This window comes from Thioclava sp. GXIMD4215, assembly GCF_045291555.1.
Taxonomy (GTDB): Bacteria; Pseudomonadota; Alphaproteobacteria; order Rhodobacterales; family Rhodobacteraceae; genus Thioclava; species Thioclava litoralis.
Window position 1 is genome coordinate 2,699,271 of the sequence record NZ_CP149515.1, and the last position, 24,133, is coordinate 2,723,403.

The window sequence follows — 24,133 nt, forward strand, 5'->3', positions numbered from 1 at the left end:
CGCATCGTCTTGGCGGATGCTAAGGCTTTGGCAGACTTCAATCGCTAGAGGCGAGCATGGCCTTTAATGGCCTTTCTGAAAGGGATTTACAAGTTGGCACTGACACGAGCCCCGCTTTCTCAACGCCCGCTCCGGCTTTTGGCCATCGGTGCGACAGGCCGACTGGGTCGGGTGCTGGTTCCGGTCTGGCGGCGGACGGAATTCGGGCAGGCTGCGGCGGTCGAGCTGGTGGTGCAGGCCCGTCGTGAAGGGCGGGGCGGCGATGTGGTCTTTGACCCGCTGGCCGAGCCGGACGCCCTGCAACGGGCGGTCGGGGCTGCCGATGTGGTGCTGGGGCTGGCCGGTGTGACGGCAGGATCTGCCGAGGATATGGCGCTGAATGTCACCTTGGCGCAGGCTTTTTGTGCGGCGGCCCAGCAGGCGGGAAAGCCTGTCATTCTGGCCTCGTCGGCTTCGGTCTATGGGCGCCCGTCCACCGAGGCGCCGCTGGCCGGACGGCCTTTTCCGGAGGCCGCGCCACTGGCTCCGATCTCGGAATACGGGCGCGCCAAGCAGGCGATGGAACGGATGGCGCAGGACTATCCGGCCTGCTGTTGCCTGCGTATCGGCAATGTTGCAGGGGCGGACGCGCTGTTGGGGCATGCCGCGCCGGAAGGCGGTCGGGTGCTGGATGTCTTCGCAGAAGGGGAGGCCCTGCACGGGCCTTTGCGCAGCTATATCGGCCCCGTGACGCTGGCGCAGGCCATTTTGCGGCTGGCGCGTTTCATGGCGGCAGGGGCCTCCGTGCCGCAGGTGATCAATCTGGCCGAGGCGGGCGTGGTCGATATGGCGGCCCTGCTGGCCGCAGCCGGGATTTCCTATCAGACCCGTCCGGCCCCCGACACGGCGATCGCGCGGGTCGAGCTGGATGTGTCGCGGGCTCTGGCTTTGGGGCTGGTCCCCGAGCGGCCCGTGCGTGCCGACCGTCTGGTGGGCGAGGTGATCCAACTGCGCGGAGAACTGTCATGACCTTTGGCAAACGTCTTTTCGATCTGGGGCTGGCGCTGTGTCTGGCACCCATCCTGCTGACCCTGATCCTTGTGGTGCTGGTGACGCTGGCTTTCACCGAGGGGCGCCCCTATTTCTACGTTGCCGAGCGGATGAAAACCCCCACGCAGAGTTTCCGGCTGTGGAAATTCCGCACCATGAGCGTGGTCGCCGCCGATAGCGGGGTCTCGGGCGGGAACAAGGCGGCGCGGGTGACGCGCATCGGGCGTATCCTGCGCAAGACCCGTGGCGACGAGTTGCCGCAACTGTGGAATATCCTGAAGGGCGATCTCAGTTTCGTCGGGCCACGTGCGCCCTTGCGGGAATATGTGGAGCGGTTCCCCGAACTCTATGGCGAGGTTCTCAAATCGCGCCCCGGTGCGACGGGGCTGGCCTCGCTCTATTATCATCGTCACGAAGAATGGCTGCTGGCGCAATGTGATACGCCGGAACAGACCGACCGTGTCTATTGCGAGACCTGCATTCCGGCCAAAGCCAGGCTCGATCTGATGTATCAGCGCCATCAATCTGTCTGTTTTGATGCAAAACTGGTATGGGACACCATCAAAAAAGTGTTGAGCTAACCTCTGCGTGTCTTACATTGTTGTGCAAAGGCAGGGCTATTGGTAGAAATTACCACAAAGCGACCCTGAGACAAGCATGGCTTCTTTCACTCGGCGCCTCGTGGCGCTGGACCAAAAGACTAAATTCTGCATTCTGGCAGTGATCGACCTGCTGATGGTCCCGCTGACCTTCTGGGTCGCGCTGCTGCTGCGCTTTGGTGTCGATCAGGCGGCCGTGACCTTCAAGCTGACGCTGATCTATCTGCCTTTCCTGCTGATGGTCAGTGTGGGGCTTGGCTCTGTGCTGGGCATGTTCAACCGCAAGCTCAAGGATTATGACGGCGAGGCGGTGCTGCGCAGCCTCGCCATTTCTGCCGCACTCGGGGTCAGTTCCTATCTGCTGTCGCTGATTTCCCATGCCGATAGCGGGTTGCGGCTGCATATCCTCTTTGCCATCACCCATTTTATCGGCACGCTGGGGATGCGGCAGGGGCTGTATTATCTGCTGGTGCAGATCTACCGCCAATCCAATGTGGTCAGTCGCATCGCCATCTACGGGGCCGGGCGCACCGGCATGGCGCTTGCGCATGAGCTGCGCAACCGTCCCGGCATGATGGTCTATGCGTTTCTTGACGATAATGGCACGCTGGACGGGATGAACCTCAATGGTGTGCCGATCTTTTCGGGGGTGCATGCCGACCGCGTGCTGGACCGTTACAAGATCAACAAGGTCATTCTGGCGATGCCGTCGGTGTCGGTGCAGAAGCAGACCTTTATCTCCAAGCGTCTGGCGCGGTTCGGGGTTGATGTCGAGACCCTGCCGGCATTCGCCCGTCTGAGTGGCGAGACCAACCTTCTGAACAAGCTGATGCCCGCCGGGACGGCGGCGCTTTTGCCGCGCGAGAATCTGGAAAAGAAGATCAGCAACAGCCATACCGCCTATCGGGGGCGCACCGTGATGATTTCCGGCGCGGGCGGGTCGATCGGGATCGAACTCTGCCGTCAGGTGATGACCAGCCGCCCCGCCAAGCTGGTGCTGTTCGAGCTATCGGAATACGCGCTTTATCTGGCCGAGGCCGAGATGCGGGTTCTGGGCGAGGCGATCGGCTGCGAGATCGTGCCGGTGCTGGGGTCCGTCTGTGATTCCGTGCATGTGACCGAGACGCTGTCGCGCTATGGGGTGGAGGTCGTGCTGCATGCTGCCGCCTACAAGCATGTGCCGCTGGTGGAAGGCAATGCGCGGGTCGGGATCTCGAATAACGCGCTGGGGACGGCGGTGCTGGCACGGGCCGCGCGCGATTGCGGGGTGCGGCGTTTTGTTCTGGTCTCTACCGACAAGGCGGTGCGGCCCAGCAACCTGATGGGGGCATCCAAGCGGTTTGCCGAGCTGACGGTGCAGGATCTGGCCGGACGGTCGCAGGGCACGATCTATTCCATCGTGCGCTTCGGCAATGTGATGGGGTCGTCTGGCTCGGTCATTCCGCTGTTCAAGGAGCAGATCGCACGGGGCGGGCCGGTGACGGTGACCGACCCGCGTATGACACGGTATTTCATGACCATCCCCGAGGCGGCCCGTCTGGTGCTGGCGGCGGGGGCCTTTGCCGAAGGGGGCGAGGTCTATGTGCTGGATATGGGCCGCCCGATGAAGATTGTCGATCTGGCGGGCAAGCTGATCAATGCGGCGGGGTTCAGCGTGCGCAGCGAGGACAATCCCGAAGGCGATATCGAGATCACCTTTACCGGCCTGCGTCCGGGCGAAAAGCTGCATGAGGAGCTGATGGTGCGCAAAGGTGCGCAGACCACCGACCACCCCAAGATTATCCGTGTGCGCGAGGATATGCTCTCGGAGCTGGAAATGGCCGCCGCCCTGCGCGATTTGCGCGATGCGGTGGATATGGGCGATACGGCGGCTGTGCTGGAGGTGATCCTGAAGGCGGTGCCCGATTATGTTCCGCGCAGCCTGCCCGAGGATGCGCTACAGCTCCGCCTGGCACGCCAGCTTCGCGACAAGCGTCAGGAGCGCTCGGGCGATACGCCGGCGGAGTAATCGCCGGATGCGACCGAGCGCGAACCGGACTGGCGTGATAGCGTGAAACCTGCCGGGATGCGGTCCCTCGTTCCTCTTGAGCCACTTGAGCCAGCAGGCATTCCGCCTGCGCGGGCCCGCGAACAGGTCAGAACCCGGGCGGCGTGTGGTTAATCCTCGAACGGGTCCTGCGGATAGCCTACGCCGCACAGATACAGCCCCTGCGGCGGGCAGACCGGCCCGCAGGCCGCGCGGTCGCAGGCCTCCAGCGCCTCTTTCACGCGCGAAGGCTCCCATGCGCCGCTGCCGACTTTTTCCAATGTCCCGACAATCGAGCGCACCTGATTATGCAGGAAGCTGCGGGCGCGCAGGAAAAAGCGGAATTCCTGCCCGTGGGGGATGGCGATTTCCTCGATGGTGATCTCGTCGATGGTTTTCACCGGAGATTTCGCCTGACAGATCGAGCTGCGGAAGGTGGTGAAGTCATGCAGGCCGATCAGATGGGAGGCGCCCTCGCGCATGGCCTCCAGATCCAGCGGGTTCAGCACGCGCCAGACCTGCCCCGCCTCATGGGTCATCGGCGCACGGCGCACCACCAGCCGGAAAAGATAGCGCCGCTCGATCGCGCTGAAACGGGCGTGGAAATCATCCGCCACCCGCGCGGCCTTCAGAATGGCCACAGGTGCGGGTTTCATATGGAAATTCAGCGCCTCGGACAGGCGGAAAGGGTCCCAGTCCTTCTCCAGATCGAAGGTCGCCACCTGCGCCGTGCCATGTACGCCCGCATCGGTGCGCCCTGCGGCGGCGATGGTGTGGTCGCGCTTTTCCAGCTTGGCCAGCGCGGCCTCGATGGTGCCTTGCACCGAAGGCTGGTCGGCCTGTCGCTGCCAGCCCGCGAAGGGCTTTCCGTCATATTCGATCTTGAGTGCATATCTGGGCATGGCGCTTTCCCTAGCGAGGCCCGCGTGCCCTTGCAAGCGCCGTGATGGTCAGGGCGCGGTTTGACCGATATGGCGGAACCTGGCCCGACGTTGCGTTGCGTGCTAACCTTACTGTGAGCTAGGGCTGGCAAATGGGGGGAGGATGCCTATCTTTGCAGCGCGACCAGAAGGGGAGGAACCAGACATGAAGCTTAGCCGCATACCATCCGTCAACGAGGCCCTGCCCGGTCGGGAGATGCCGATGCCGGTCACCGAGCCGCATTTTCTCACGGGCCGCAATCTCGAAGCGCAGCGCCCCGAGGGGATGAAAGTCGCCATGTTCGGGATGGGGTGTTTCTGGGGAGTCGAGCGTCTGTTCTGGCAGTTGGACGGTGTCTGGTTGACGATGGTCGGCTATGCGGGCGGCCATACGCCCAACCCGACCTATGACGAGGTCTGCACCGGCATGACCGGCCATAACGAGGTCGTGCGGCTGATCTTCGATCCGGACAAGATTTCCTATGAAGAGCTGCTACGGGTGTTCTGGGAGGGGCATGATCCGACGCAGGGGATGCGGCAGGGCAATGACCGTGGCACGCAATACCGGTCGGGGATCTATACGTTCTCGAACGAACAGGCGCAGGCCGCCGAAGAGAGCCGCACGGTTTATGCCGCGCGCCTTGCCAAAGCGGGCTATGGCGCGATCACCACAGAAATCTATCCCGCGCCGTCCTTCTTCTATGCCGAGGGCTACCACCAGCAATATCTGGCCAAGAACCCGCGTGGCTATTGTGGCATTGGCGGCACCGGTGTCAGTTGCCCGATCGGTCTGGCGGTCTGATCCGGCCATAGGATCGCAACGGGAGGGGCGCGCGGGCGCCCTTTTTCTTTGGCGCTTTCGTGCGGGCCCTGCGGAGCCTGCGCTTGACGGAGGCCGCAAACCCCGCCAAAGCAGGACAAAACCCGCAAGGGGTCGAAAGGAGACAGCCATGCCGACATATACCGCTTTCACCACGCTGGCCGACCGTGCCGAGGCCGATGCACTTGAGGCGCATGTGGCCGAGATCGATCCCGCGCCCTATGGGACAGGGGTTTTCGAGATCGAGGACGGGTCGGGCCGCTACGAGATCGGGGCCTATTTCACCGAAAAGCCCAACGAGGTCGCGCTGGCCATTCTGGCGGCTGTGCATGGCGCGCAGGATTTCGCGGTTTCCGAATTGCCCGATCAGGACTGGGTGGCGCATGTGCGCCGCGAGCTTGCGCCGGTCGCGGCGGGACGGTTCTTCGTCTATGGCAGCCATGATGCCGATAAGGTGCCCGCGGAGGCGATTGCCCTGAAGATCGATGCGGCGATGGCCTTTGGCACGGGCCATCATGGCACGACGCTGGGCTGCCTGCTGGCGCTGGATGCGCTGGAAAAGGCGGGGTTCCATGCCAAGAACACCGTTGATATCGGCTGCGGCACAGCGGTGCTGGCTATGGCGGCTGCCAAGATCTGGCCGGAGACGGTTCTGGCCTCTGATATCGACCCGATCGCGGTCGAAACGGCGCAGGCCAATGTCGACAGCAATGATCTTGCCGGACGGGTGGTCTGCCTAGAGGCGGCTGGTTTCGGCAATCCGAGCTTGGCGCAGGCGGCCCCTTTCGACCTGATCTTCGCCAATATTCTCAAAGGGCCGCTTCTGGCTCTGGCACCCGATATGGGGCGGAGCTGTGCCGAATCGGGCTATGCCATCCTGAGTGGTATCCTGCATGAACAAGCCGATGATGTGATCGCGGCCTATGAGGCCGAGGGCTTCGGTTTGCAGCATCGAAACGAACATGGCGACTGGACGACATTGGTTCTGAAGAAGAGCTAATTGCCAAGAATTTAAGGCGCATTTCTCTAAAAATGCTCGCAATGCTTTAACACAATCTTCATAACTGACTTAGCGGCACAGCGCCGCTTGGCCGGTTATGGAGCGCGTCGTGGCATCGCATGTTTCGAAAGAGTTCGAGGATCGCCTCGGTCGTATCGCCCGCCGCCATAAAGCCGGTGGCGGGTTCGAGGCCGCAGGCGCTCTGGGGCGGCTGGACCACGCCAAACCGCCGGTCCATCGCCGTTTGGCCTTTCCGCTACAGGCCAGCCTGTTCCTGCTTCTGGGCTTTTTCCTGTTCAAGGCCGCGTTGATGATGCAGGCGGGGGCCGATGGCTATGCCCTGCGTCTGACGCATTTGCGGATGGATGGGGGGATTGATGCGGCGGTGGCGGTGCTGATGGAACCCGATGTGATCAGCCGTAACCTCTCGGGGCTTCTCGCGCAGGTTCTGCGCTAAGCATTGCGGGCGCGGGGCGCTTTTTTCACAGACAGTGTTTGCACAGGTTCTGCCAATGGCGTGCCTGATGGCCTGCAGGGCTATTCCGCCGTGGTACAAAGAAAAAAGCCGTGCACTCAGCGTTGCACGGCTTGTCTTTCTGTATCGCTGGCGACCGGCGGGAGGGGGAGCACCCGAGCGGCCATTCTCAGCGGATATTCGAGATATCGATGCGGGTCAGGCCGATATCGTTCAGTTCACGGTCGGTCAGTTTCGACAGTGCGATACGGGTCATGCGGCGGTCATTCCAGTTTGCGACCAGATCAATGATCTGTTGGAAGAAGCCCGGACGGACGGTGCGCAGTTCGATACGGTTGGTGGATTGCAGCGACATGGGTCACCTTTTCTTTTCGTGCTAGTTGTTGATCTTTTCTCTTACGAGGATGCACATAATGTGGGCGGTTTACGAAAACAAACGTAGCTTTGGCAGTCCCGTCATGCGATTTTTGCATGGCAGGAATCCTTCTTTGTAGGCTTTATTTCTTGCCATTTATTGCGTTACGGCGCGCAAGCCCTTCCGGATGTTCCTGTTTCGTGCTAGGAAGTGTAAAAGAATGGTAAAAGGGCAGGCCATGCGGGTGATCGGAATCGATCCGGGATTGCGGAATCTCGGTTGGGGCGTGATTGAGGTGGACGGGTCGCGCCTGCGCCATCTGGCCAATGGTACGCTGCATTCGGCGGGTGATTCGCTTGCGCGCCGGTTGATGGAGCTGCATGCGGGGCTGACGCGGGTCTTCGAGATCCATACCCCCGAAGCCGCCGCCGTCGAGCAGACCTTTGTCAATAAGGACGCGGTGGCCACGCTGAAACTGGGGCAGGCGCGGGGGATTGCGCTGCTGGTTCCGGCGCAGGCGGGGCTGGAGGTGGGCGAATATGCCCCCAATGCAGTCAAGAAGACGGTTGTGGGCGTGGGCCATGCCGATAAGGTTCAGGTGCAGCATATGGTGAAGCACCAGCTTCCGGGGGTCAGCTTTGACAGCCCCGATGCGGCGGATGCTTTGGCGATTGCGATCTGTCATGCCTTGCATCTGCAATCGGCGCGCCGCATGACGGCGGCGCAGCTGTCCCGTGCCGCCACAACGGGCGGGCGGATCAAAAGGAGCGCATCATGATCGGACGTTTGGCCGGAACCATCATCCATCGCGGGTTGGATCAGGTGATGATCGATGTGCGCGGCGTGGGCTATGTGGTGCATGTCAGCGCGCTGACCTCGCAGAGCTTGCCGCGGGTGGGCGAGCCCTGTGCGCTTTATACCGATCTTCTGGTGCGCGAGGATCTGTTGCAGCTGTTCGGGTTTTCAAGCCTGCTGGAGAAAGAGTGGTACCGTTTGCTGATTTCCGTGCAGGGGATCGGCTCGAAAGCGGCTCTGGCGATTTTGGGGACCTTGGGGCCGGAAGCTTTGGGGCGCTCGATTGCTTTGGGGGATTGGTCTGCGGTGAAGGCCGCCCCCGGAGTTGGTCCGAAGATTGCCCAGCGGGTGGTGAACGAGCTGCGCGACAAGGCGCCTTCGATCATGGCGATGGGCGGGGATCTGACGGTGGAGGCCGCGCCGGTGATCGAGACGGAGGAGGGGGCGGTCGCGGTGCCCAAAGCCCCGCGTCCCGCACCGGCGGCCACGCCCAAGACGAATTTTACCGCCGAGGCGCTATCGGCGCTGACCAATCTGGGCTATTCGCCCACCGAGGCGGCAGGAGCTGTGGCGCAGGCGTCGGAGGATCCGGCGGCGGTGGATACCGCCAAGCTGATCCGTCTGGCGCTGCGTCTGCTGGCCCCGAAAGATTGAGGGGCGTGCGATGCTTGCGGGCATTGAGCCCCCTTCGCATCGCGGGCGGCGGGGCCGCCCATGGACAGACCTCCGAGGTTGCGCGAGAATGACGAAATGAGTGATCCAGATCCCACCCTACGCCCCGACCGTCTGCCCGAGGATGCGGATCGCGCTTTGCGGCCGCAGGGGCTTGATGAATTTGTCGGCCAAGCCGAGGCGCGGGCCAATTTGCGGGTGTTTATCGCTTCGGCCAGGATGCGTCAGCAGGCGATGGATCATACGTTGTTTCATGGCCCGCCCGGTTTGGGGAAGACCACGCTTGCGCAGATCATGGCGCGCGAGTTGGGGGTGAATTTCAAGATGACCTCTGGCCCCGTGCTGGCCAAGGCGGGGGATCTGGCGGCGATCCTGACCAATCTGGAAGCGCGGGATGTGTTGTTCATCGACGAGATCCACCGACTTAATCCGGCGGTGGAAGAGGTGCTTTACCCCGCGATGGAGGATTTCGAGCTGGATCTGGTGATCGGCGAGGGGCCTGCTGCGCGCACCGTTCGGATCGAGTTGCAGCCCTTCACGCTGGTCGGTGCCACGACGCGGTTGGGTCTTTTGACCACGCCTTTGCGCGACCGCTTCGGCATTCCGACGCGGCTGCAATTCTATACCGAGGACGAGTTGGACCAGATCGTGACGCGGGGCTCGCGGCTGTTGGGTATTCCCTCTGATCCCGAGGGCACGCGCGAGATTGCCAAACGCGCCCGTGGCACGCCACGGATTGCGGGGCGGCTCTTGCGCCGCGTGGTGGATTTCGCTTTGGTCGAGGGCGATGGCCGTTTGACCCGCGAGATTGCCGATGGTGCCTTGACGCGGCTGGGGGTGGATAACCTTGGTCTGGACGGGGCGGATAGGCGTTACATGATGCTGATGGCCGAACATTACGGTGGCGGTCCGGTGGGCGTAGAGACGCTTTCGGCGGCGCTGTCGGAAAGCCGTGATGCGATTGAAGAGGTGATCGAGCCCTACCTTCTGCAGCAGGGCCTGATCCAGCGCACGCCGCGCGGGCGGATGCTGGGGCAGCGCGCGTGGCGTCATCTGGGGCTGGCCGAGCCGCAGGTCGCCCCGCCCGCGCAAAGCGATATGTTCGAGTGAGGCACTGATGACCGAACCTTTAGCCCGTTTCCCGATCACCGGCCCCGAGATCGACCGCGTTGTGACGGCCTTTTACGCCCGTGTGCGCGACCACCACATGCTGGGTCCGGTCTTTGCCGCCCATGTCACCGACTGGCCCGAGCATGAGGCCAAGGTGGCGGCGTTCTGGAAGGGGTCCATTCTGCACGAAGATGGCTATGACGGCTCCCCCATGCGCGCCCATCGGCAGGCCGGAGATGTCAGACCCGGCATGTTTCCTGTCTGGTTGGGGCTGTTTGATGATACGCTCAGGCGCGAGCTGGACCCGCTGGCGGCGGCTGGCTGGTCGGCGCTGGCGCACCGGATCGGCACCAGCCTGCGGGCGGGTGTGGTGGATCGCGAGAAGCTGCCGGGCGGTATCCCGAAGCTGCGGTGAGACGCGAGAAACAGAAGATGCTGGCGGGAGAGCTGTATCGCGCCGATGATCCCGAATTACAGGCGGATATGGTGCGGGCGGCGCAGGTGCTGGCCGCCTTCAACGCGCGGCTGGATGCGGGTGCCTGTGCCGAACTTCTGGGGCCGCTTCTGGGGGCTTTGGGCGAGGGCACCCAGATCAAGCCGCCTTTCCGCTGTGATTACGGCCAGCATATCCGCGTGGGCGCGCGCAGCTTCATCAATTACAATTGCACCATTCTGGATTGTGCCTTGGTCACGATCGGCGAGGAGGTGCTGATCGGCCCCAATGTGCAGATCTATGCCGCGACCCATCCGCTAGAGGCCGCGCCCCGTCGCGCCATGCTGGAATCGGGCAAGCCTGTGCGTATCCATGACGGGGTCTGGATCGGCGGCGGGGCGATTATCTGCCCCGGTGTGACCATTGGCGAGAATGCCGTGGTGGGGGCAGGCGCGGTCGTCACCCGCGATGTTGCGCCCGCCACATTGGTCGCAGGCAATCCCGCCCGTCTTATCCGTCAGCTTTGATCCTTCTCGCGGGCAAAGAGGCCGGTCAGGCTGCGCGAGAGGATATTGGTGACTTTCGGCTTGCGCAAAGCGGTGAAGGGCATCGGGCGGCAGACTTCCATCGCGGCAATGCCCACACGGGCGGTCAGCGCGCCATTGACCACGCCCTCGCCAAAGCGGCGCGAGAGTTTCGCGGCCAGATGCCCGCCTGCCACCGTCTCGATCAGGTCATCGCCTGCGGCCACAGCGCCCGTGGCCACCAGATGGGTCATCACCGACCGCGCCAGCCGGATGGATCCCAGACTGCCCGCGCGGCCCCCGTAAATCTCGGCAATGCGGCGGATCATCCGCACATTGGCAATCAGTGCCGAGCCCACATCCGCCAAGGCCAGCGGCACCAGCGCCGTGGTGGCGGCGACCGTGCGCGAGGCGGCCTCGATCTCCAGACGCACGGCTTGGTCCAGAGGCTCCATCAGCGTGGTCTCGGTCAGGCCCAGAAGCGTCTGCACATCCAGCTGGTCGGGTGCCTGTTCGGCCAGACGCGCGCGCGACCAGTCCATCTCCTTACGCGCGGCGTAAATGGAGGACACGCGGGCCGAGACCTTGCGGGCGCGGGCCAGATCCTCGGCCTGCAGGCTTTGGGTGACCTCGTGATGCACCGTATCCAGCCGTTTCAGCCGCGAAAAGGCGGCGATTTCGCGCATGGCGACCAGAAGGGCGGCCAGCACGAACAGCCCCAACAGCCCCGCACCGACCCAGCCAAGGAGCGGATTGGCGGCAAAGAGCCCCTCGATAAAGCGCCAAGCCGCAACCGAGGCCAGAAAGCCGATCAGCGCCACCAGTGACCTCCAGAAGAACCGCCCGATCTTTGAGGGCGGGCGTGCCGCAAGCCGTGCCGCAATCTGCATCGCGCGCCCTTCCAGCTGTTCGGTGGTGGCTTCGGGCAGATCCGTTACCGGCGGCGCATCGGCGGGGCTTTGCGGAGCCTCGTCCAGCTCGATCATCACGGGTTTTCTCACAGGCGGTCTCCCAGCAGGAATTCGGCGGCGCGGTCAAGGCGGATATGGGGCGGGCCATCGCCCGGACGCAGGGCCAAGGGGGCAGGGGCGAAGTTCATGATCGAATAATCGCCCGCCAGCCAATCCTCGCGCCCGCGCCGTGCGGCCGACAGAAGCTGCGCGGGGTCTTCAGGCAGCTCCCCCGGATAAAGCGCCACATTCCGCCCGTCGGGCAGCCGCCCGCGCACGGCAGGCAGCATATTGTCACCTTGGGGGATTTCAGCCTCGGTGGTGGCGCGCAGGGCGGCAATGGCAAGCGCCTGCGTCTTGGCGCCTGCGAAATCGGCACGGTCCTTGGCCTCGCGCAAGAGCGCTTGCATGATCTGGCTCAGCCGCGCGTGCTGGCTGTGGTGCAGATGGTCTGCCTTGGTCGCGGCAAAGAGGATACGCTCCACCCGATGCCCGCCAATCAGGCTGGTCAGCCAGCTGGCCCTGCCCGGACGGAAGGCGCCTAGAATATCGGCCATGGTCTGGCGCAGATCCTCCAAGGCGGCAGGCCCCGCATGGATGGCGCTCAGCACATCCACCAGAACCACCTGCCGGTCGATACGGGCGAAATGGTCGCGGAAGAAGGGGCGCACGATCTCGCGCTTATAGGCGTCATAGCGGCGCTCCATCTCGCGGGCCAAAGATCCGCGTGGCGCTTCCGCGGGCGGCAGCGGCGCGAAGGTTAGCGCGGGCGATCCGGCCTTTTCTCCGGGCAAGAGGAACCGCCCCGGAGAGCAATCGGAAAAGCCCGCAGCCTTCGCCGCCTGTAGATACTGCGTAAAACTGCGTGCCAAAGCATCGGCCACAGGCTCGTCATGGCGCTGGTCGGGGTCGGTCTGACGGGCCAGTGCCAGATAGGCCTCGCCCCCGCGCATGGCGAGGCGGTTAAAGGCCTCATCCGCCCATTGTCGGTAGCTCTTTTCCATCAGCCCCAGATCCAGCAGCCATTCCCCGGGATAGTCGACAATATCCAGATGCACGGTGCGCATCCCCCGCATCCCCGCCAGCATCCCGCTGGGCGCGACACGGAAACTCAGCCGCAGCTGCGAGACAGCCCCCGTGCCCTCGGGCCACTGCGGGTCTTGGCCCGTCAGGTCGGCCAGATGGCTCTCATAGGCAAAACGCGGCAGGGTATCATCGGGCTGGGGCTGCAAAAAGGCGGCCCGAATGCGCGACTGTCCGGTTAGCGCGGGCATCTTCCCACGGTCCAGCAGATTGGCCACCAGCGAGGTGATGAACACCGTCTTGCCCGCACGCGACAGGCCGGTCACCCCCAAGCGGATGACAGGTTCGAACAGGCTTTCGCTGACCGAGGACCCCAAGCCATCGATCCGCCGCGTCAGCCCGTCTGCAAGATCGGAGATACCCAAAAATCCGCACCCCTATGCGATTGATCTCGCGTAGATATAGGAGGAGGCCGGAGGGGGTTCAATCGTCGTGGCCCGCATTCCATCAGGCGCTTGCGCGGGACGGGCGGTTGATGGGCGTGCCGCAGGCCGCCCATCCGCGTGCGAGGGGGTTCGATGCCCCCGAGCGCGCGGCTCCCCCTCGCACCATCGCAGCCCGAGGCTCAGCGGCAGTCTCAGTCTGGCAGGCCATTTGCAGACGGGGCCGCCATTTCGGGGGCGGGGGCCTCCTCGGCGGGGGTGCTGGGCTGGGCCGGCACCGCCTTGGCCTCGCCGCCCGCTTCGGTCAGAGTGTTATCCGACCAGCTGCCCGAGGCCGTCTGCCCGTCGGCATATTTCATCACGCCCGCGCCCTGACGCTTTCCTTGCGCGAAATGGCCCGTGTAGACATCGCCATTGGCATAGCTTGCCACACCTTCACCATCGATCTCGCCCTCGCGCCAGTCGCCCTCATAGGTAAACCCGTCCGGCATCGTCAAACGCCCCTTGCCCGAGCGCTGGCCGTTCTCGAACGTCCCCTCATAGACCGTGCCGTCGGCATAGGTCGCGCGGCCTTGGCCCTGCCGTTGCCCGCCTTTCCATGCGCCCTCATAGACATAGCCGTCGGGATAGGTCATCCGGCCCTGACCCTCGTTGCGGGCATTGACGAAATCGCCCTCATAGGTCAGCCCGTTGGCATAGGTGGCGCGCCCACGGCCCTCGATCTGGCCCGCAGCCCATTGGCCCTCATAGCTGGACCCGTCGGGATAGGTGATCTTGCCCTGACCATAGGGCAGGTCATTGACGAAGGCGCCCTCATAGACTGACCCGTCGGGATAGGTCACGCGGCCCTGACCCTCGATCCGGCCCTCGACCCAATCGCCCGAGTAGACATAGCCATCCGTCCCGCGAAAGGTCCCTTTGCCCTGACGGCGGTCCATGACGAAAGTCCCCTCGTAGACGTCGCCATTGGCATAGGTCACCTTGCCCTGACCATTGCGCCGCCCGTTCTCCATGCCGCCTTCATAGAGATCGCCATTGGCCTGTGACAGATGGCCCGTGCCATTCATCTGGCCCGCTTTCCACATGCCCGAATAGCTCAGCCCGTCAGCCATGGTCAGCGTGCCCTGACCGTCGCGCTGGCCCGCCTTCATGCCGCCCTCATAGGTGGCACCATCGGGATAGGTGATCTTGCCGGTGCCTTCCTTGACGCCATTGACCCAGTCGCCCTCGTAGCGATAGCCGTTCTCGCCGGTCAGCACACCTTTGCCATCATGGCGGGCATTCCTGAAATGGCCTTTATAGGTTGTGCCATTGGCATAGCGTGCCACACCCTCGCCGGTAATCTCGCCTGCCTGCCACTGGCCCTCATAGGTGCCACCGTCGATAAAGGTGATCTTGCCGGTGCCATCGGGCTTTCCGGCGGTGAACTGGCCTTCATAGACCGAGCCATTGGGAAACCGCGCCCGACCCTCGCCCTGAATCTGGCCGGCCACCCACGCGCCTTCATATTCATAGCCCGAGGGCAGGCTATATGTTCCGTGCCCGTCCTGTTTGCCGTTGCGGAAGGTCCCCGTATAGATGCCGCCATCGTCATATTCCTTGGTGGCGACATCGCCTGCCTCTTCCTGTGCCACCACCACGCTGGCCGTGCCAAGACCGATCGCGATGACAAGGGCAAGATTGCGAAGCTGGGGCAGGGTCATGGAAGCGGCTCTCCTGAAGATAGGCGTTCGGGTGGTCTGTTTCCCGACCGGCCTGCCCAAACTACGTGGATGTGCATGGTGAGACAAGGGCAGGCGCGGCCTGCAAGCCATTGTGATTTTGCCCCATACTCTTTCCCGATGCTCTTCCCCTTGCGCGCGCTTCCCGATACACCATCCCCCGTACTTTATGAGGATCTGTCCTATGGCCGCGACCTTCCGTCTGACCCTTGCCCAGCTGAACCCCACGGTGGGGGCGCTTGATGCCAATGCCGCCAAGGCCGTGGCCGCTTGGGAGGAAGGCCGTGCCGCAGGGGCCGATTTCGTGGCGCTGCCCGAGATGTTCCTGACCGGCTACCAGACGCAGGATCTGGTGATGAAGCCCGCCTTCATTGCCGATTGCATGGCGCGGATCGAGGCTCTGGCCGCCCGTCTGGCCGATGGTCCGGCTCTGGGGATCGGCGCGCCCTATCAGGACGCGACCGGCCATTATAACGCCTATTGGGTGCTCAAGGGCGGGAAGGTTGCGGCGCGGGTTCTCAAACATGACCTGCCGCATAAGGAGGTCTTTGACGAGCATCGTATCTATGATGTGGGTCCGATCTCCGGCCCCGTGCAGATTGGCCCTGCGCGTATCGGCCTGCCGATCTGCGAGGATGCATGGCATGCGGATGTCGCCGAGACGCTGATGGAGACCGGCGCGCAGATCCTGATCGTGCCCAATGGCTCGCCCTATCATCGCGGCAAGCACGAGGTGCGGCTGAACCATATGGTGGCGCGGGTCGTGGAAACCGGCCTGCCGCTCGTCTATCTGAATTCGGTTGGCGGGCAGGATGATCAGGTGTTTGACGGTGCGACATTCGTTCTGAATGCCGATCGTTCGCTGGCGGCGCAATTCGCGCCCTTCGACGAGATCATCGACCATATCACCTTTACCGAGACCCCTTCGGGCTGGGTCGCCGCCGAGGGCCGCTTTGACCCGCAGCCCGACGCTTGGGAGCAGGATTACCGCGCGATGGTGATGGCGACCCATGATTATCTGGCGAAATCGGGGTTCAAAAAGGCGGTGCTGGGCCTGTCGGGCGGGATCGATTCCGCGATTGTCGCCACCATTGCCGCCGATGCTTTCGGCCCCGAGAATGTGCATTGCGTGATGCTGCCCTCGGAATATACCAGCCAAGGGTCTCTGGATGATGCGGCGGAACTGGCGCGGCGCGTGGGCACGAAGCTTGATGCCGTGCATATCGAACCCGCGCGGGACGGCGTGACCAAGGCGCTGGCCCATGTGTTCGAGGGCATGGCCCCCGATGTGACCGAGGAAAACATCCAGTCGCGACTGCGCGGCACGATCCTGATGGCGATTTCCAACAAGTTCGGTGCCATGCTGCTGACCACCGGCAATAAATCCGAGATGGCCGTGGGCTATTGCACGATCTATGGCGATATGAACGGCGGCTATAACCCGATCAAGGATCTCTACAAGACCCGTGTGTTCGAGACCTGCCGCTGGCGCAATGCCAATCACCGCCCGTGGATGAAGGCGCCCGAGGGCGAGGTGATCCCGGCCGTCATCATCGACAAGCCGCCCTCGGCAGAGCTGCGCCCCGACCAGAAGGACGAAGACAGCCTGCCACCCTATCCGGTGCTGGATGATATCCTTGAACGTCTGGTCGAGGGCGATCAATCCGTGGCCGAGATCGTGGCGGCAGGGCATGACCGCGAGACGGTCAAGCGGATCGAGCATCTGCTGTATATTTCCGAATGGAAACGCTTCCAGTCAGCGCCTGGCACCAAGCTGACGCGCAAAGCCTTCTGGCTCGACCGCCGCTATCCGATGGTCAACCGCTGGCGCGACCAGTCGGGCCAGTAGCCGACGGACAGCAGGCGATAGGGTGCGCGCCTGCGCGCCCTGTCCGCTTCGGGTCTGCTGCGCGGTGCAGGCGGATGGCCGCTAGAGGGCCGATACCTCCAGATCCAGAAGCGCCTCGACATCCGTGCCACGGCAAAGCTCCGTTGCAGGGGTCATCACAGCGGCCGCTGCGGCTGCGGCACCATATCTCAGGGCGTCGGGCAGGGGGGCCCCGCGAGATAGCGCAAGGGTGAAACCTGCCACGAAGCTGTCGCCCGCGCCGACTTTCGACACGACCGGCACCTTTGGCGCTGTGGCAAACCAGCGATGGCTGGCCGTTGCCAGCACATTGCCCTCTGCACCACGGGCAATCAAAACCGCATGGGCCAAGCCCTTGGCCACCAGGTGTTGTGCGAAATCTGCGGTATCCGTGCGGGCGGGAAGGGGGTGGCCTGCAAGGTCTTCGGCCTCCAGATCATCCATCCGCAGCAGATCCGCTGCCTGATGCCGCCCGTCCAGAAGCTGGCGCAGGGCAGGGCCGGAGGTATCCAGAAACACGCGCGCATGATGTGGTGCAACCAGCGAGGCAAGGCGGGCGGGAAAGTCCTCGGGAAAGCCCGGCGGTTGGCTGCCCGACAGCACGATAATGCCGCTCTCGGGCATGGCTCGGGCGATCTGTTCCAGCACCTGCCCCACATCCGCCGCCGACCAGTCCGGCCCCGGCATGACAAAGCGGTATTGCTCGCCGGTGCTTTCATCCGTGACCGTCAGGCTCTGGCGCGTTTCCCCCGGCGCGGCAAAGGGCACCAGCCCGATGCCTTGTGCCGCCAGAAGCGCGGCGACCTTCGTGCCGGTTGCCCCGCCAAGCGCGACAAAGGCCGTGCTCTGGCCGCCCATCGCGGCAATCGCGCGGCTGACATTGATGCCGCCACCCCCCGGATCTTCGGCAGGGTTGGTGCAGCGCAGCTTGCGTTCGGATTGCACATGGGCCGTGGCGATGGACAGATCCACGGTGGGGTTAAGCGTCACGGTCAGGATCGGGGTCATGGCAATTTCCTGATGATTGAAGCGTTTACCTTAAAACAAGAAAACCCTCTGGGAAATGGGGCGATTCATAGCTGAGCTTACCTTGCGAAAGCAAAACTTAAGAGTGTGTGGTTTACATGGCGGCATAAGGTTGAGGAGAGACGTTATGATCCCTGATACGAATGACCCGCGCTGGAAGCGCGTTCTGACTTCCGAGTCCGATTTGTCTGCGACCTCGTTGGCGACCCGTCTGATGGTCTCGCGGTTGCGTCGTGAAGTTGCCGCAAGTCCCGCTGCTCTGGCGGCCAAAATCGGGGAACTGCGTGATTTCGTCGCGAAGAATCCCTTTGCTACTGCCGATATGGCGAAATTCTGAAGCTGGAGCCTCCCATGAAAAATGAAATGCTGACTGTGGCGGATGTTGCCGCACGGATCGAAGACGGTGCCACGATGGTCATCGCCGGGGCGGAAGAGCTTCTGCGCGAGTTGCCCAAGGGGAATTGGATCGGCGGGACGACGGTGTATTTTGTCACCGATCAAGGCGGCGCCGTGGTGCGTGACAAGCTGTTCTGCACAACCTTCGATCGCGCCGCCGAAGTGGCTGTGCGCTATGTCGGGGTCGACGGGCTGAACACCATTGCCGAAGGCTATAAGCCCAATGGGTTCACGATGATCATGATTCCGGCCTTCTCGGTGGCGCATTCGAACTTTGCCGTCGAAGGCCAGACCTATGACAACCTGTTCAACCAGCCTCTGGCGGGCTGGATTACCGGCGTGCATCTGGATGATCTGGGCAAGAAGGCCCCGATGATTTTCGATGGTAGGACGGGTAAGGGCTATGACGAAGGGGCGGTGCTGCTGCATGTGGGCCTGCCGGCGGATGCCAAGGCCGATCTGGATATCCTCAATATCTTTGCGCAAGGCGACCAGAAAGACCTGACCTTCCGCTTCCAGAAAGACGGGTTCTCGGCGGTAACCGCTGAGGTGAACGGTCAGCAGGTCGATTTCGCGCAATATATCGAAGACAATAAAATCGATACCCGTCTGCCTCTGGTGGCCAATTATTCCGGTGCGATGGTCAATGTCTCGATCCAGTCGGTCGATACGCAAAGCGGCGAGGTGAAGTTCTACGCGCCGGTGGTCGAAGGGGTGGAATACCGTATGGCCAATGCGCTTGGCAGCTATGCGCAGGCCTTTGCCGATGGCGCGGGCAATGCGGGAGAGGGGCAGTATTCCTGTAATTGCATCCTCAACTATCTCTATGGCGAGCTGGAAGGCCAGCGCACCGGCAATTTCACCGGTCCGGTCACCTTCGGCGAGATTGCCTATATCCTTCTCAACCAGACACTGGTGCGTATGGATATCACCGATACCGACGCTGCCTGAGAGAAAACGTAAAGAAGGCCCGCCGGACTGGCGGGCCTTTCGCATTGGCTCCTGAAGTGCCCCTTACCTTTCGAGCGGGGGATTCCGGCCCATAAGGCTGCCCCCAAGGCCATCGGGTTCAGACGTCCTTCGGCAGGTTGAACTGGTAACTCGCAGGTACGAATTCGTAGCCTTCGTCCTTGGGGTGTAAAAAGCCCAAGCCGGGGAAGGGCATGTGGTAGCCGATAAACGGGACACGGGCTTCGGCCACGCGTTTGAGCAGCCGGTCACGGGTTTCTTTGGCCTTTTCCTTGTCCATATCAAACCGCACCTCCCAGTCGGGGCGTTGCAGGGACCAGACATAGTGATTGGCCGTGTCCGCCGTCAGGACAAGCTGCTGCCCGCCGCTGGTGATCCAATAGGCCAGCATTCCGGGCGTATGCCCGTAGGCGTTGACGGCCTTGAAACCGGGCAGGAATTCATCGTCAGGATTGATGAACTGGAAGCGATCCTCTAGCGGGCGCAGCTTTGCATCAAATCCGGCATTTTTGGTCTGCGACCAGTAATCCCATTCGACCTGACCGGTGATATGGGTTGCATCGGGGAAGGTCGGTCCGTCTTCTCCCATCAAGCCGCCGATATGGTCGCCATGCATATGCGTGATCACCACATGGGTGATGCTTTGCGGTGCAACTCCGGCGGCCTTCATGGCGCCGGTCAGGCCCTCGGCGTCCAGCCCCGTGTCAAACAGGATCTTTGCATCACCTGTTTCCACTACGACCGGCGTAAAGCTGTTCAGCGCGCGGTCCGTGGGCAGGAAATTGGCTTCGGACAGGGCGGTGAATTCCCCATCCGAGGCATTCAGGCCGAAGGTGCCATGCGGCTCCGGCAGCAGCTTGGTGCCTGCCAGAAGCGTGGTGACGGTCAGATCGCCGATCACGAAGCGGCGATAGGCCGGAATGGCCGCAGGTTGGCTGGGCATGCTGGCCTCGTCTGTCTGGGCAAAGGCTGTTGTGGAGGTGAGTGTTGCACCAACAACCGGCGCTACCGCGACCGTCAGCAAGGCGTTGCGGCGTGTCAAATGGGTGCTCATGGGTCTTTTCCTTCAAAACCAGTTGCATGACCAACTTAGAGGCGCGGCGCTGAATTGCGACTCACGCCTGCGTGACGCATTCAAAAAGGCGAAGCCTTTCCGGAGCGCTTAGCCCTGGGTGGTCTGGATGTCTGTTAGGGCGTGGGGCGCAGGGCGGGTTTGAGCTATGGTTTGTCTTGAGGATATGGACAAATTCGTACTTTTATGGAAGACGGAGGCCGCATCAGGAGACTTTGAATGACCGTTACACGTTTCGCCCCGTCGCCCACCGGCTATATCCATGTCGGCAACCTGCGCACCGCGCTGATGAACTATCTCATCACCCGCAAGCAGGGGGGCACGTTCATTCTGCGCCTTGATGACACCGATCAGGAACGGTCCAAACAGGAATATATCGATGGTCTGAAAGAAGATCTCGAATGGCTGGGCTTTACCTGGGACCGCGAGGAATACCAGTCCAAGCGCTTCGACCGCTATTATGCCGTGGCCGAAGAGCTGAAGGCCGCAGGGCGTCTGTACGAATGTTTCGAAAGCCCGACCGAGCTGGACCTCAAGCGTAAGAAGCAGCTCAATATGGGCAAGCCGCCGGTTTATGACCGCGCGTCGATGAATCTGACCGAAGCCGAGAAACAGGCCTATCGTGACGAGGGCCGCCAAGGCTATTGGCGCTTCCGGTTGGATCTGGAACGCATCGAATGGCATGACGGCATCTTGGGCGATCTGTCGATCGACGCGGCGTCGGTCTCGGACCCGGTGCTGATCAAGGCCTCGGGGCAGATCCTTTATACGTTCGCATCCTCGGTCGATGACACCGATATGCAGGTCACCGATATCGTGCGCGGGGGCGACCACGTCACCAATACGGCGACGCAGATCCAGATCATCCGTGCCATCGGTGGCACGCCGCCGAATTTCGCGCACCACTCGCTGCTGACCGGTCCGCATGGCGAAGAGCTGTCCAAGCGTCTGGGCGCGCTGTCGATCCGCGATCTGCGGGCATCCGGTGTGGCCCCCGAGGCGCTTCTGTCCATGATGGCGCGTCTGGGCTCCAGCCAGCCGGTCGAGTTGAAAATGTCGATGGAAGAGCTGATTGACGGCTTCGATCTGAGCCATTTCGGGTCGGCACCGACGAAATTCGACAGCGCCGATCTGATCCCGCTGACCCGCGCCCGCAATCAGCAACTGCCCTTTGCGGATGTGAAGGACCAGATCCTTGCGCTGGGCATTCCTGCCGAGCAGGCTGAGCAGTTCTGGAAGGTCGCCTCGCAGAATATCGACAAGCTGTCCGATCTGGCGGGTTGGGCGGATCTGTGTCTCAACGGTGCCGAGCCGATGATTGCCGAGGAGGATCGCGCGTTCGTGGCCGAGGCACTGGCTGAACTGCCCGAAGGCCCCTTCACCGAGACCACTTGGAAAGAGTGGACCGGCGCGATGAAGGAGAAATCGGGCCGGAAGGGCAAGGGCCTCTTCATGCCGCTGCGCAAGGCGATCACCGGCATGGATCATGGTCCCGATATGGGCGAGCTGATGCCGCTGCTGCACAAGGTGCGCGCCCGCGCGTAAGCGTAACGACCGCATGGATGTTTCTGAAAGCCCCCGAACAGGTTTCGGGGGCTTTTGCATGTGCTACGGCCTTGTGCATCGGGCGGGTCCCGTTCGGCCAAAGCCGAAAGGGGCGATGTTTCAAACGGGGCACGAAAAAGTGACAGGCGCTCTGATCCTGTGTCGTGCTGGTGATGCGCCGCGTGGAACCCTGGCGTGTTCCGTCAGGCGGAGAGGTGGCGGATTCGTCACAGGCGAATCGGCAAGCTTTTGAAGTTTCATAAAAAAACGATTCGGTGGTTGCGAATCCCCCGCGAGTCAGGCGATCCCTAGTCCCGTGAAACATTCCGGAGAAGGCCGCGTGGAGTTATCCACAGGTTCGCACCGGGATTCGTCCAGATATGCGGGGGGTAAGGGTTTTTATCCCCAGATATCGTAGGCGGAGCAGAAGTTATCCACTACTATCTCGTTTACACCCTGTTTCACACAAGTCACGATATCTGGTATGAATAGGAAACGGCCCCGCCGCTTCTAGTATGCACGACAACCCGTTGCGGTTCATCGCAGGGGAATGAACAAGAGCAGAAGGACCAGACATATGGCACTCAGCGACGATTATATCGGCGACGACGCCCACCCGATCGATGTGGTCGAGGATCTGGCCGAGGCCCATGCCTGGGAATTCAATCGTGTGACGGATGACCAGATCGCAATGGTCGTCGAGGGCCAATGGCGCAGCTATTCGCTGACGCTGGCATGGTCCGATCAGGACGAGATGCTGCGCCTGATCATGACCTTCGAGATGGACCCGCCTGCCGAGCGTCTGCCGGTGCTTTACGACATGCTCAACCGTGCCAATGATCAGGTCTGGTCGGGGGGCTTTGTCTATTGGCCCGAACAGCGTCTGATGGCATGGCGCTATGGTCTGGTGCTGACCGGCGGGCAATGCGCCTCGATCCAGCAACTCGACGAGATGATCGGCACCGCGCTGATGTCGGCCGAGCGTTTCTATCCGGCCTTCCAGTTGGGGTGCTGGGGCAATCGCACGGCGGCAGATGCCATTCAGGTGGCCATTGCAGAGGCCTACGGACGCGCCTAATCTTTGCCCCGATAAAGAAGGGGGCAAAATGGATTTTTCCGATATTTCCGAACGTGGTCTGGTGCTTCTGGGCTGTGGCAAGATGGGGTCGGCCATGCTGGCGGGCTGGCTGAAAGGCGGGCTTGATCCGCAATCGGTCACCGTGATCGCGCCGCGCCCTTCGGACTGGGTCAAAAGCACCGGTGTGCGGATCAATGCGCCGCTGCCGGCCGCGCCCGCCGTGGTGCTGCTGGCGGTGAAGCCGCAGAAGATGGGTGAGGCCTTGCCGCAACTGGCCGCGCTGGGAAATGGCCATACGCTGTTTCTCTCGGTCGCGGCGGGGCTGACCTTGGCAAAATATGAGGCGATTCTGGGGGCGAAGACCCCGATCGTGCGGGCGATGCCCAATACGCCTTCCGCCATCGGGCGGGGGATCACCGCGATTTGCGGGAATGCGATGACGCAGGACGCCGATCTCCGGATTGCCGAAGGGTTGCTCGGGGCAATCGGGCAGGTCGTCCGGCTGGAGAGTGAGGGGCAGATGGATGCGGTGACGGCTGTGTCCGGATCCGGTCCGGCCTATGTCTTCCATCTGATCGAAACGCTGGCGGCGGCGGGGGTGTCGCAAGGGCTTCCGGCGGAGCTGGCCATGACGCTCGCCAAGGCAACCGTTGGCGGGGCAGGGCAACTGGCAGAAGACTCGCCCGAGGATCCGGCCCAGTTGCGGGTCAATGTGACCTCGCCGGGTGGTACGACGGCGGCGGCTCTGGCTGTGTTGATGGACGAGGCGCAGGGGTTTCCGGCATTGCTGGAGCGGGCGGTCAAAGCCGCTGCCGACCGTGGGCGGGAACTCGGCGCATGAGCGCGACCTTCGACGATTTTCTGAAGCTTGATATCCGTGTGGGGCAGATTACCCGCGCGGAGCCTTTCCCCGAGGCCCGCAAGCCCGCGATCAAGCTCTGGATCGATTTCGGGGCAGAGCTCGGGGAAAAACGGTCTTCGGCGCAGATCACCAAATATTACGAGCCACAGGATTTGGTCGGCAAGCAGGTTCTGGCGGTTGTCAATTTTCCGCCGCGCCAGATTGGTCCGGTGAAGTCGGAGGTGCTGGTGCTCGGGGTGCCGGATAAGGAGGGCGGCGTGGTGCTGATCGGGCCGGATCTTGCTGTGCCTCTCGGGGGGCGTCTCCACTGATCTTTGGCTTCGAGTGCATGGTCTGCCAAAGGGTTGCGCGCCGCGAAGCGGCGCGCCCCGGGGCGCGCGAGGCGCGGCTTCGCCGCGCTCGCGCGCAACCTGCCGGAGGCGT

General features: G+C 62.7%; 25 protein-coding genes. 18 read left to right on the plus strand and 7 right to left on the minus strand.

Going from position 1 to position 24,133, the window contains the following annotated elements:
* Window positions 1-93: 93 nt before the first annotated feature.
* The 3 genes from WDB86_RS13510 (at window position 94) to WDB86_RS13520 (ending at window position 3,636) form a co-directional block, all read left to right on the plus strand.
* The gene (locus WDB86_RS13510; RefSeq protein WP_339107989.1) at window positions 94-1,008 is read left to right on the plus strand and encodes an NAD(P)-dependent oxidoreductase; all 915 of its coding nucleotides are present in this window, start codon (window positions 94-96) and stop codon (window positions 1,006-1,008) included.
* On the plus strand, window positions 1,005-1,610 hold the full coding sequence (locus WDB86_RS13515; protein ID WP_339107988.1) for a sugar transferase: 606 nt from the start codon (window positions 1,005-1,007) through the stop codon (window positions 1,608-1,610). The genes WDB86_RS13510 and WDB86_RS13515 overlap by 4 nt, the downstream gene beginning before the upstream one ends.
* A 76-nt stretch (window positions 1,611-1,686) precedes the next feature.
* Entirely contained in the window at window positions 1,687-3,636 is a 1,950-nt protein-coding gene (locus WDB86_RS13520) for a nucleoside-diphosphate sugar epimerase/dehydratase (protein WP_339107987.1), read from the plus strand.
* A gap of 149 nt (window positions 3,637-3,785) precedes the next feature.
* On the opposite strand, the gene truA is transcribed toward WDB86_RS13520, so the two are convergent.
* The gene (truA, locus tag WDB86_RS13525; protein WP_339107986.1) at window positions 3,786-4,556 is read right to left on the minus strand and encodes a tRNA pseudouridine(38-40) synthase TruA; all 771 of its coding nucleotides are present in this window, start codon (window positions 4,554-4,556) and stop codon (window positions 3,786-3,788) included.
* 184 nt (window positions 4,557-4,740) lie between these two features.
* On the opposite strand from truA, the gene msrA reads away from it, so the two are divergent.
* From msrA to WDB86_RS13540, 3 genes are all read left to right on the plus strand, one after another.
* Window positions 4,741-5,376 (plus strand): peptide-methionine (S)-S-oxide reductase MsrA, encoded by a 636-nt coding sequence (gene msrA / locus WDB86_RS13530; RefSeq protein ID WP_339107985.1) that lies wholly within the window; start codon window positions 4,741-4,743, stop codon window positions 5,374-5,376.
* 148 nt (window positions 5,377-5,524) lie between these two features.
* Window positions 5,525-6,394, plus strand: a complete 870-nt coding sequence (locus tag WDB86_RS13535) for a 50S ribosomal protein L11 methyltransferase (RefSeq protein WP_339107984.1) — start codon at window positions 5,525-5,527, stop codon at window positions 6,392-6,394.
* Window positions 6,395-6,503: 109 nt separating this feature from the next.
* Window positions 6,504-6,851: a hypothetical protein gene (locus WDB86_RS13540; RefSeq protein WP_339107983.1), complete on the plus strand. Its 348-nt coding sequence runs from the start codon at window positions 6,504-6,506 to the stop codon at window positions 6,849-6,851.
* A gap of 187 nt (window positions 6,852-7,038) precedes the next feature.
* On the opposite strand, the gene WDB86_RS13545 is transcribed toward WDB86_RS13540, so the two are convergent.
* A complete protein-coding gene (locus WDB86_RS13545) occupies window positions 7,039-7,224 on the minus strand; it encodes a DUF1127 domain-containing protein (protein ID WP_339107981.1) in 186 nt (61 codons plus the stop codon).
* 238 nt (window positions 7,225-7,462) lie between these two features.
* Here WDB86_RS13545 and ruvC point away from each other — a divergent pair, with 238 nt between their 5' ends.
* The 5 genes from ruvC (at window position 7,463) to WDB86_RS13570 (ending at window position 10,761) form a co-directional block, all read left to right on the plus strand.
* Entirely contained in the window at window positions 7,463-8,002 is a 540-nt protein-coding gene (gene ruvC / locus WDB86_RS13550; protein WP_406736150.1) for a crossover junction endodeoxyribonuclease RuvC, read from the plus strand.
* Complete coding sequence (gene ruvA / locus WDB86_RS13555) at window positions 7,999-8,673, plus strand: Holliday junction branch migration protein RuvA (RefSeq protein ID WP_406736151.1); 675 nt, start codon at window positions 7,999-8,001, stop codon at window positions 8,671-8,673. Before ruvC ends, ruvA begins: the two co-directional genes overlap by 4 nt.
* Before the next feature lie 96 nt (window positions 8,674-8,769).
* Window positions 8,770-9,801, plus strand: coding sequence for a Holliday junction branch migration DNA helicase RuvB (gene ruvB / locus WDB86_RS13560; RefSeq protein ID WP_406736152.1), 1,032 nt, complete (start codon window positions 8,770-8,772; stop codon window positions 9,799-9,801).
* 7 nt (window positions 9,802-9,808) lie between these two features.
* A complete protein-coding gene (locus WDB86_RS13565; protein WP_406736153.1) occupies window positions 9,809-10,216 on the plus strand; it encodes a group III truncated hemoglobin in 408 nt (135 codons plus the stop codon).
* Entirely contained in the window at window positions 10,213-10,761 is a 549-nt protein-coding gene (locus tag WDB86_RS13570) for a sugar O-acetyltransferase (protein ID WP_406736154.1), read from the plus strand. The genes WDB86_RS13565 and WDB86_RS13570 overlap by 4 nt, the downstream gene beginning before the upstream one ends.
* Here WDB86_RS13570 and WDB86_RS13575 read toward each other — a convergent pair.
* The 3 genes from WDB86_RS13575 to WDB86_RS13585 all read right to left on the minus strand — a co-directional run bounded on the left by WDB86_RS13575 (window position 10,752) and on the right by WDB86_RS13585 (window position 14,877).
* Window positions 10,752-11,744: a YcjF family protein gene (locus WDB86_RS13575; RefSeq protein ID WP_406737054.1), complete on the minus strand. Its 993-nt coding sequence runs from the start codon at window positions 11,742-11,744 to the stop codon at window positions 10,752-10,754. The two genes, WDB86_RS13570 and WDB86_RS13575, sit on opposite strands and share 10 nt — an antisense overlap.
* An 11-nt stretch (window positions 11,745-11,755) precedes the next feature.
* A complete protein-coding gene (locus tag WDB86_RS13580; protein WP_406736155.1) occupies window positions 11,756-13,156 on the minus strand; it encodes a YcjX family protein in 1,401 nt (466 codons plus the stop codon).
* A gap of 212 nt (window positions 13,157-13,368) precedes the next feature.
* On the minus strand, window positions 13,369-14,877 hold the full coding sequence (locus WDB86_RS13585; RefSeq protein WP_406736156.1) for a 2-isopropylmalate synthase: 1,509 nt from the start codon (window positions 14,875-14,877) through the stop codon (window positions 13,369-13,371).
* A gap of 202 nt (window positions 14,878-15,079) precedes the next feature.
* On the opposite strand from WDB86_RS13585, the gene WDB86_RS13590 reads away from it, so the two are divergent.
* Window positions 15,080-16,744 (plus strand): NAD+ synthase, encoded by a 1,665-nt coding sequence (locus tag WDB86_RS13590; protein ID WP_406736157.1) that lies wholly within the window; start codon window positions 15,080-15,082, stop codon window positions 16,742-16,744.
* Window positions 16,745-16,825: 81 nt separating this feature from the next.
* On the opposite strand, the gene WDB86_RS13595 is transcribed toward WDB86_RS13590, so the two are convergent.
* A complete protein-coding gene (locus WDB86_RS13595; RefSeq protein ID WP_339107970.1) occupies window positions 16,826-17,770 on the minus strand; it encodes a 1-phosphofructokinase family hexose kinase in 945 nt (314 codons plus the stop codon).
* Between the two features lie 145 nt (window positions 17,771-17,915).
* On the opposite strand from WDB86_RS13595, the gene WDB86_RS13600 reads away from it, so the two are divergent.
* Together WDB86_RS13600 and WDB86_RS13605 are read left to right on the plus strand one after the other, a co-directional pair.
* Entirely contained in the window at window positions 17,916-18,125 is a 210-nt protein-coding gene (locus tag WDB86_RS13600; RefSeq protein WP_339107969.1) for a hypothetical protein, read from the plus strand.
* A gap of 14 nt (window positions 18,126-18,139) precedes the next feature.
* Window positions 18,140-19,135, plus strand: a complete 996-nt coding sequence (locus tag WDB86_RS13605; protein ID WP_406736158.1) for a DUF6976 family protein — start codon at window positions 18,140-18,142, stop codon at window positions 19,133-19,135.
* 118 nt (window positions 19,136-19,253) lie between these two features.
* On the opposite strand, the gene WDB86_RS13610 is transcribed toward WDB86_RS13605, so the two are convergent.
* Entirely contained in the window at window positions 19,254-20,207 is a 954-nt protein-coding gene (locus WDB86_RS13610) for an MBL fold metallo-hydrolase (protein ID WP_406736159.1), read from the minus strand.
* 237 nt (window positions 20,208-20,444) lie between these two features.
* On the opposite strand from WDB86_RS13610, the gene gltX reads away from it, so the two are divergent.
* The 4 genes from gltX (at window position 20,445) to WDB86_RS13630 (ending at window position 24,021) form a co-directional block, all read left to right on the plus strand.
* Entirely contained in the window at window positions 20,445-21,770 is a 1,326-nt protein-coding gene (gene gltX / locus WDB86_RS13615; protein WP_406721180.1) for a glutamate--tRNA ligase, read from the plus strand.
* 577 nt (window positions 21,771-22,347) lie between these two features.
* Window positions 22,348-22,848, plus strand: coding sequence for a YbjN domain-containing protein (locus WDB86_RS13620; RefSeq protein ID WP_339107965.1), 501 nt, complete (start codon window positions 22,348-22,350; stop codon window positions 22,846-22,848).
* A gap of 28 nt (window positions 22,849-22,876) precedes the next feature.
* Window positions 22,877-23,689 carry a pyrroline-5-carboxylate reductase gene (gene proC, locus WDB86_RS13625; RefSeq protein ID WP_406736160.1) on the plus strand — a complete coding sequence of 271 codons (813 nt, stop codon included), beginning with the start codon at window positions 22,877-22,879 and terminating at the stop codon, window positions 23,687-23,689.
* Entirely contained in the window at window positions 23,686-24,021 is a 336-nt protein-coding gene (locus WDB86_RS13630; RefSeq protein ID WP_339107963.1) for a tRNA-binding protein, read from the plus strand. The genes proC and WDB86_RS13630 overlap by 4 nt, the downstream gene beginning before the upstream one ends.
* The last annotated feature ends 112 nt before the right edge of the window (window positions 24,022-24,133 follow it).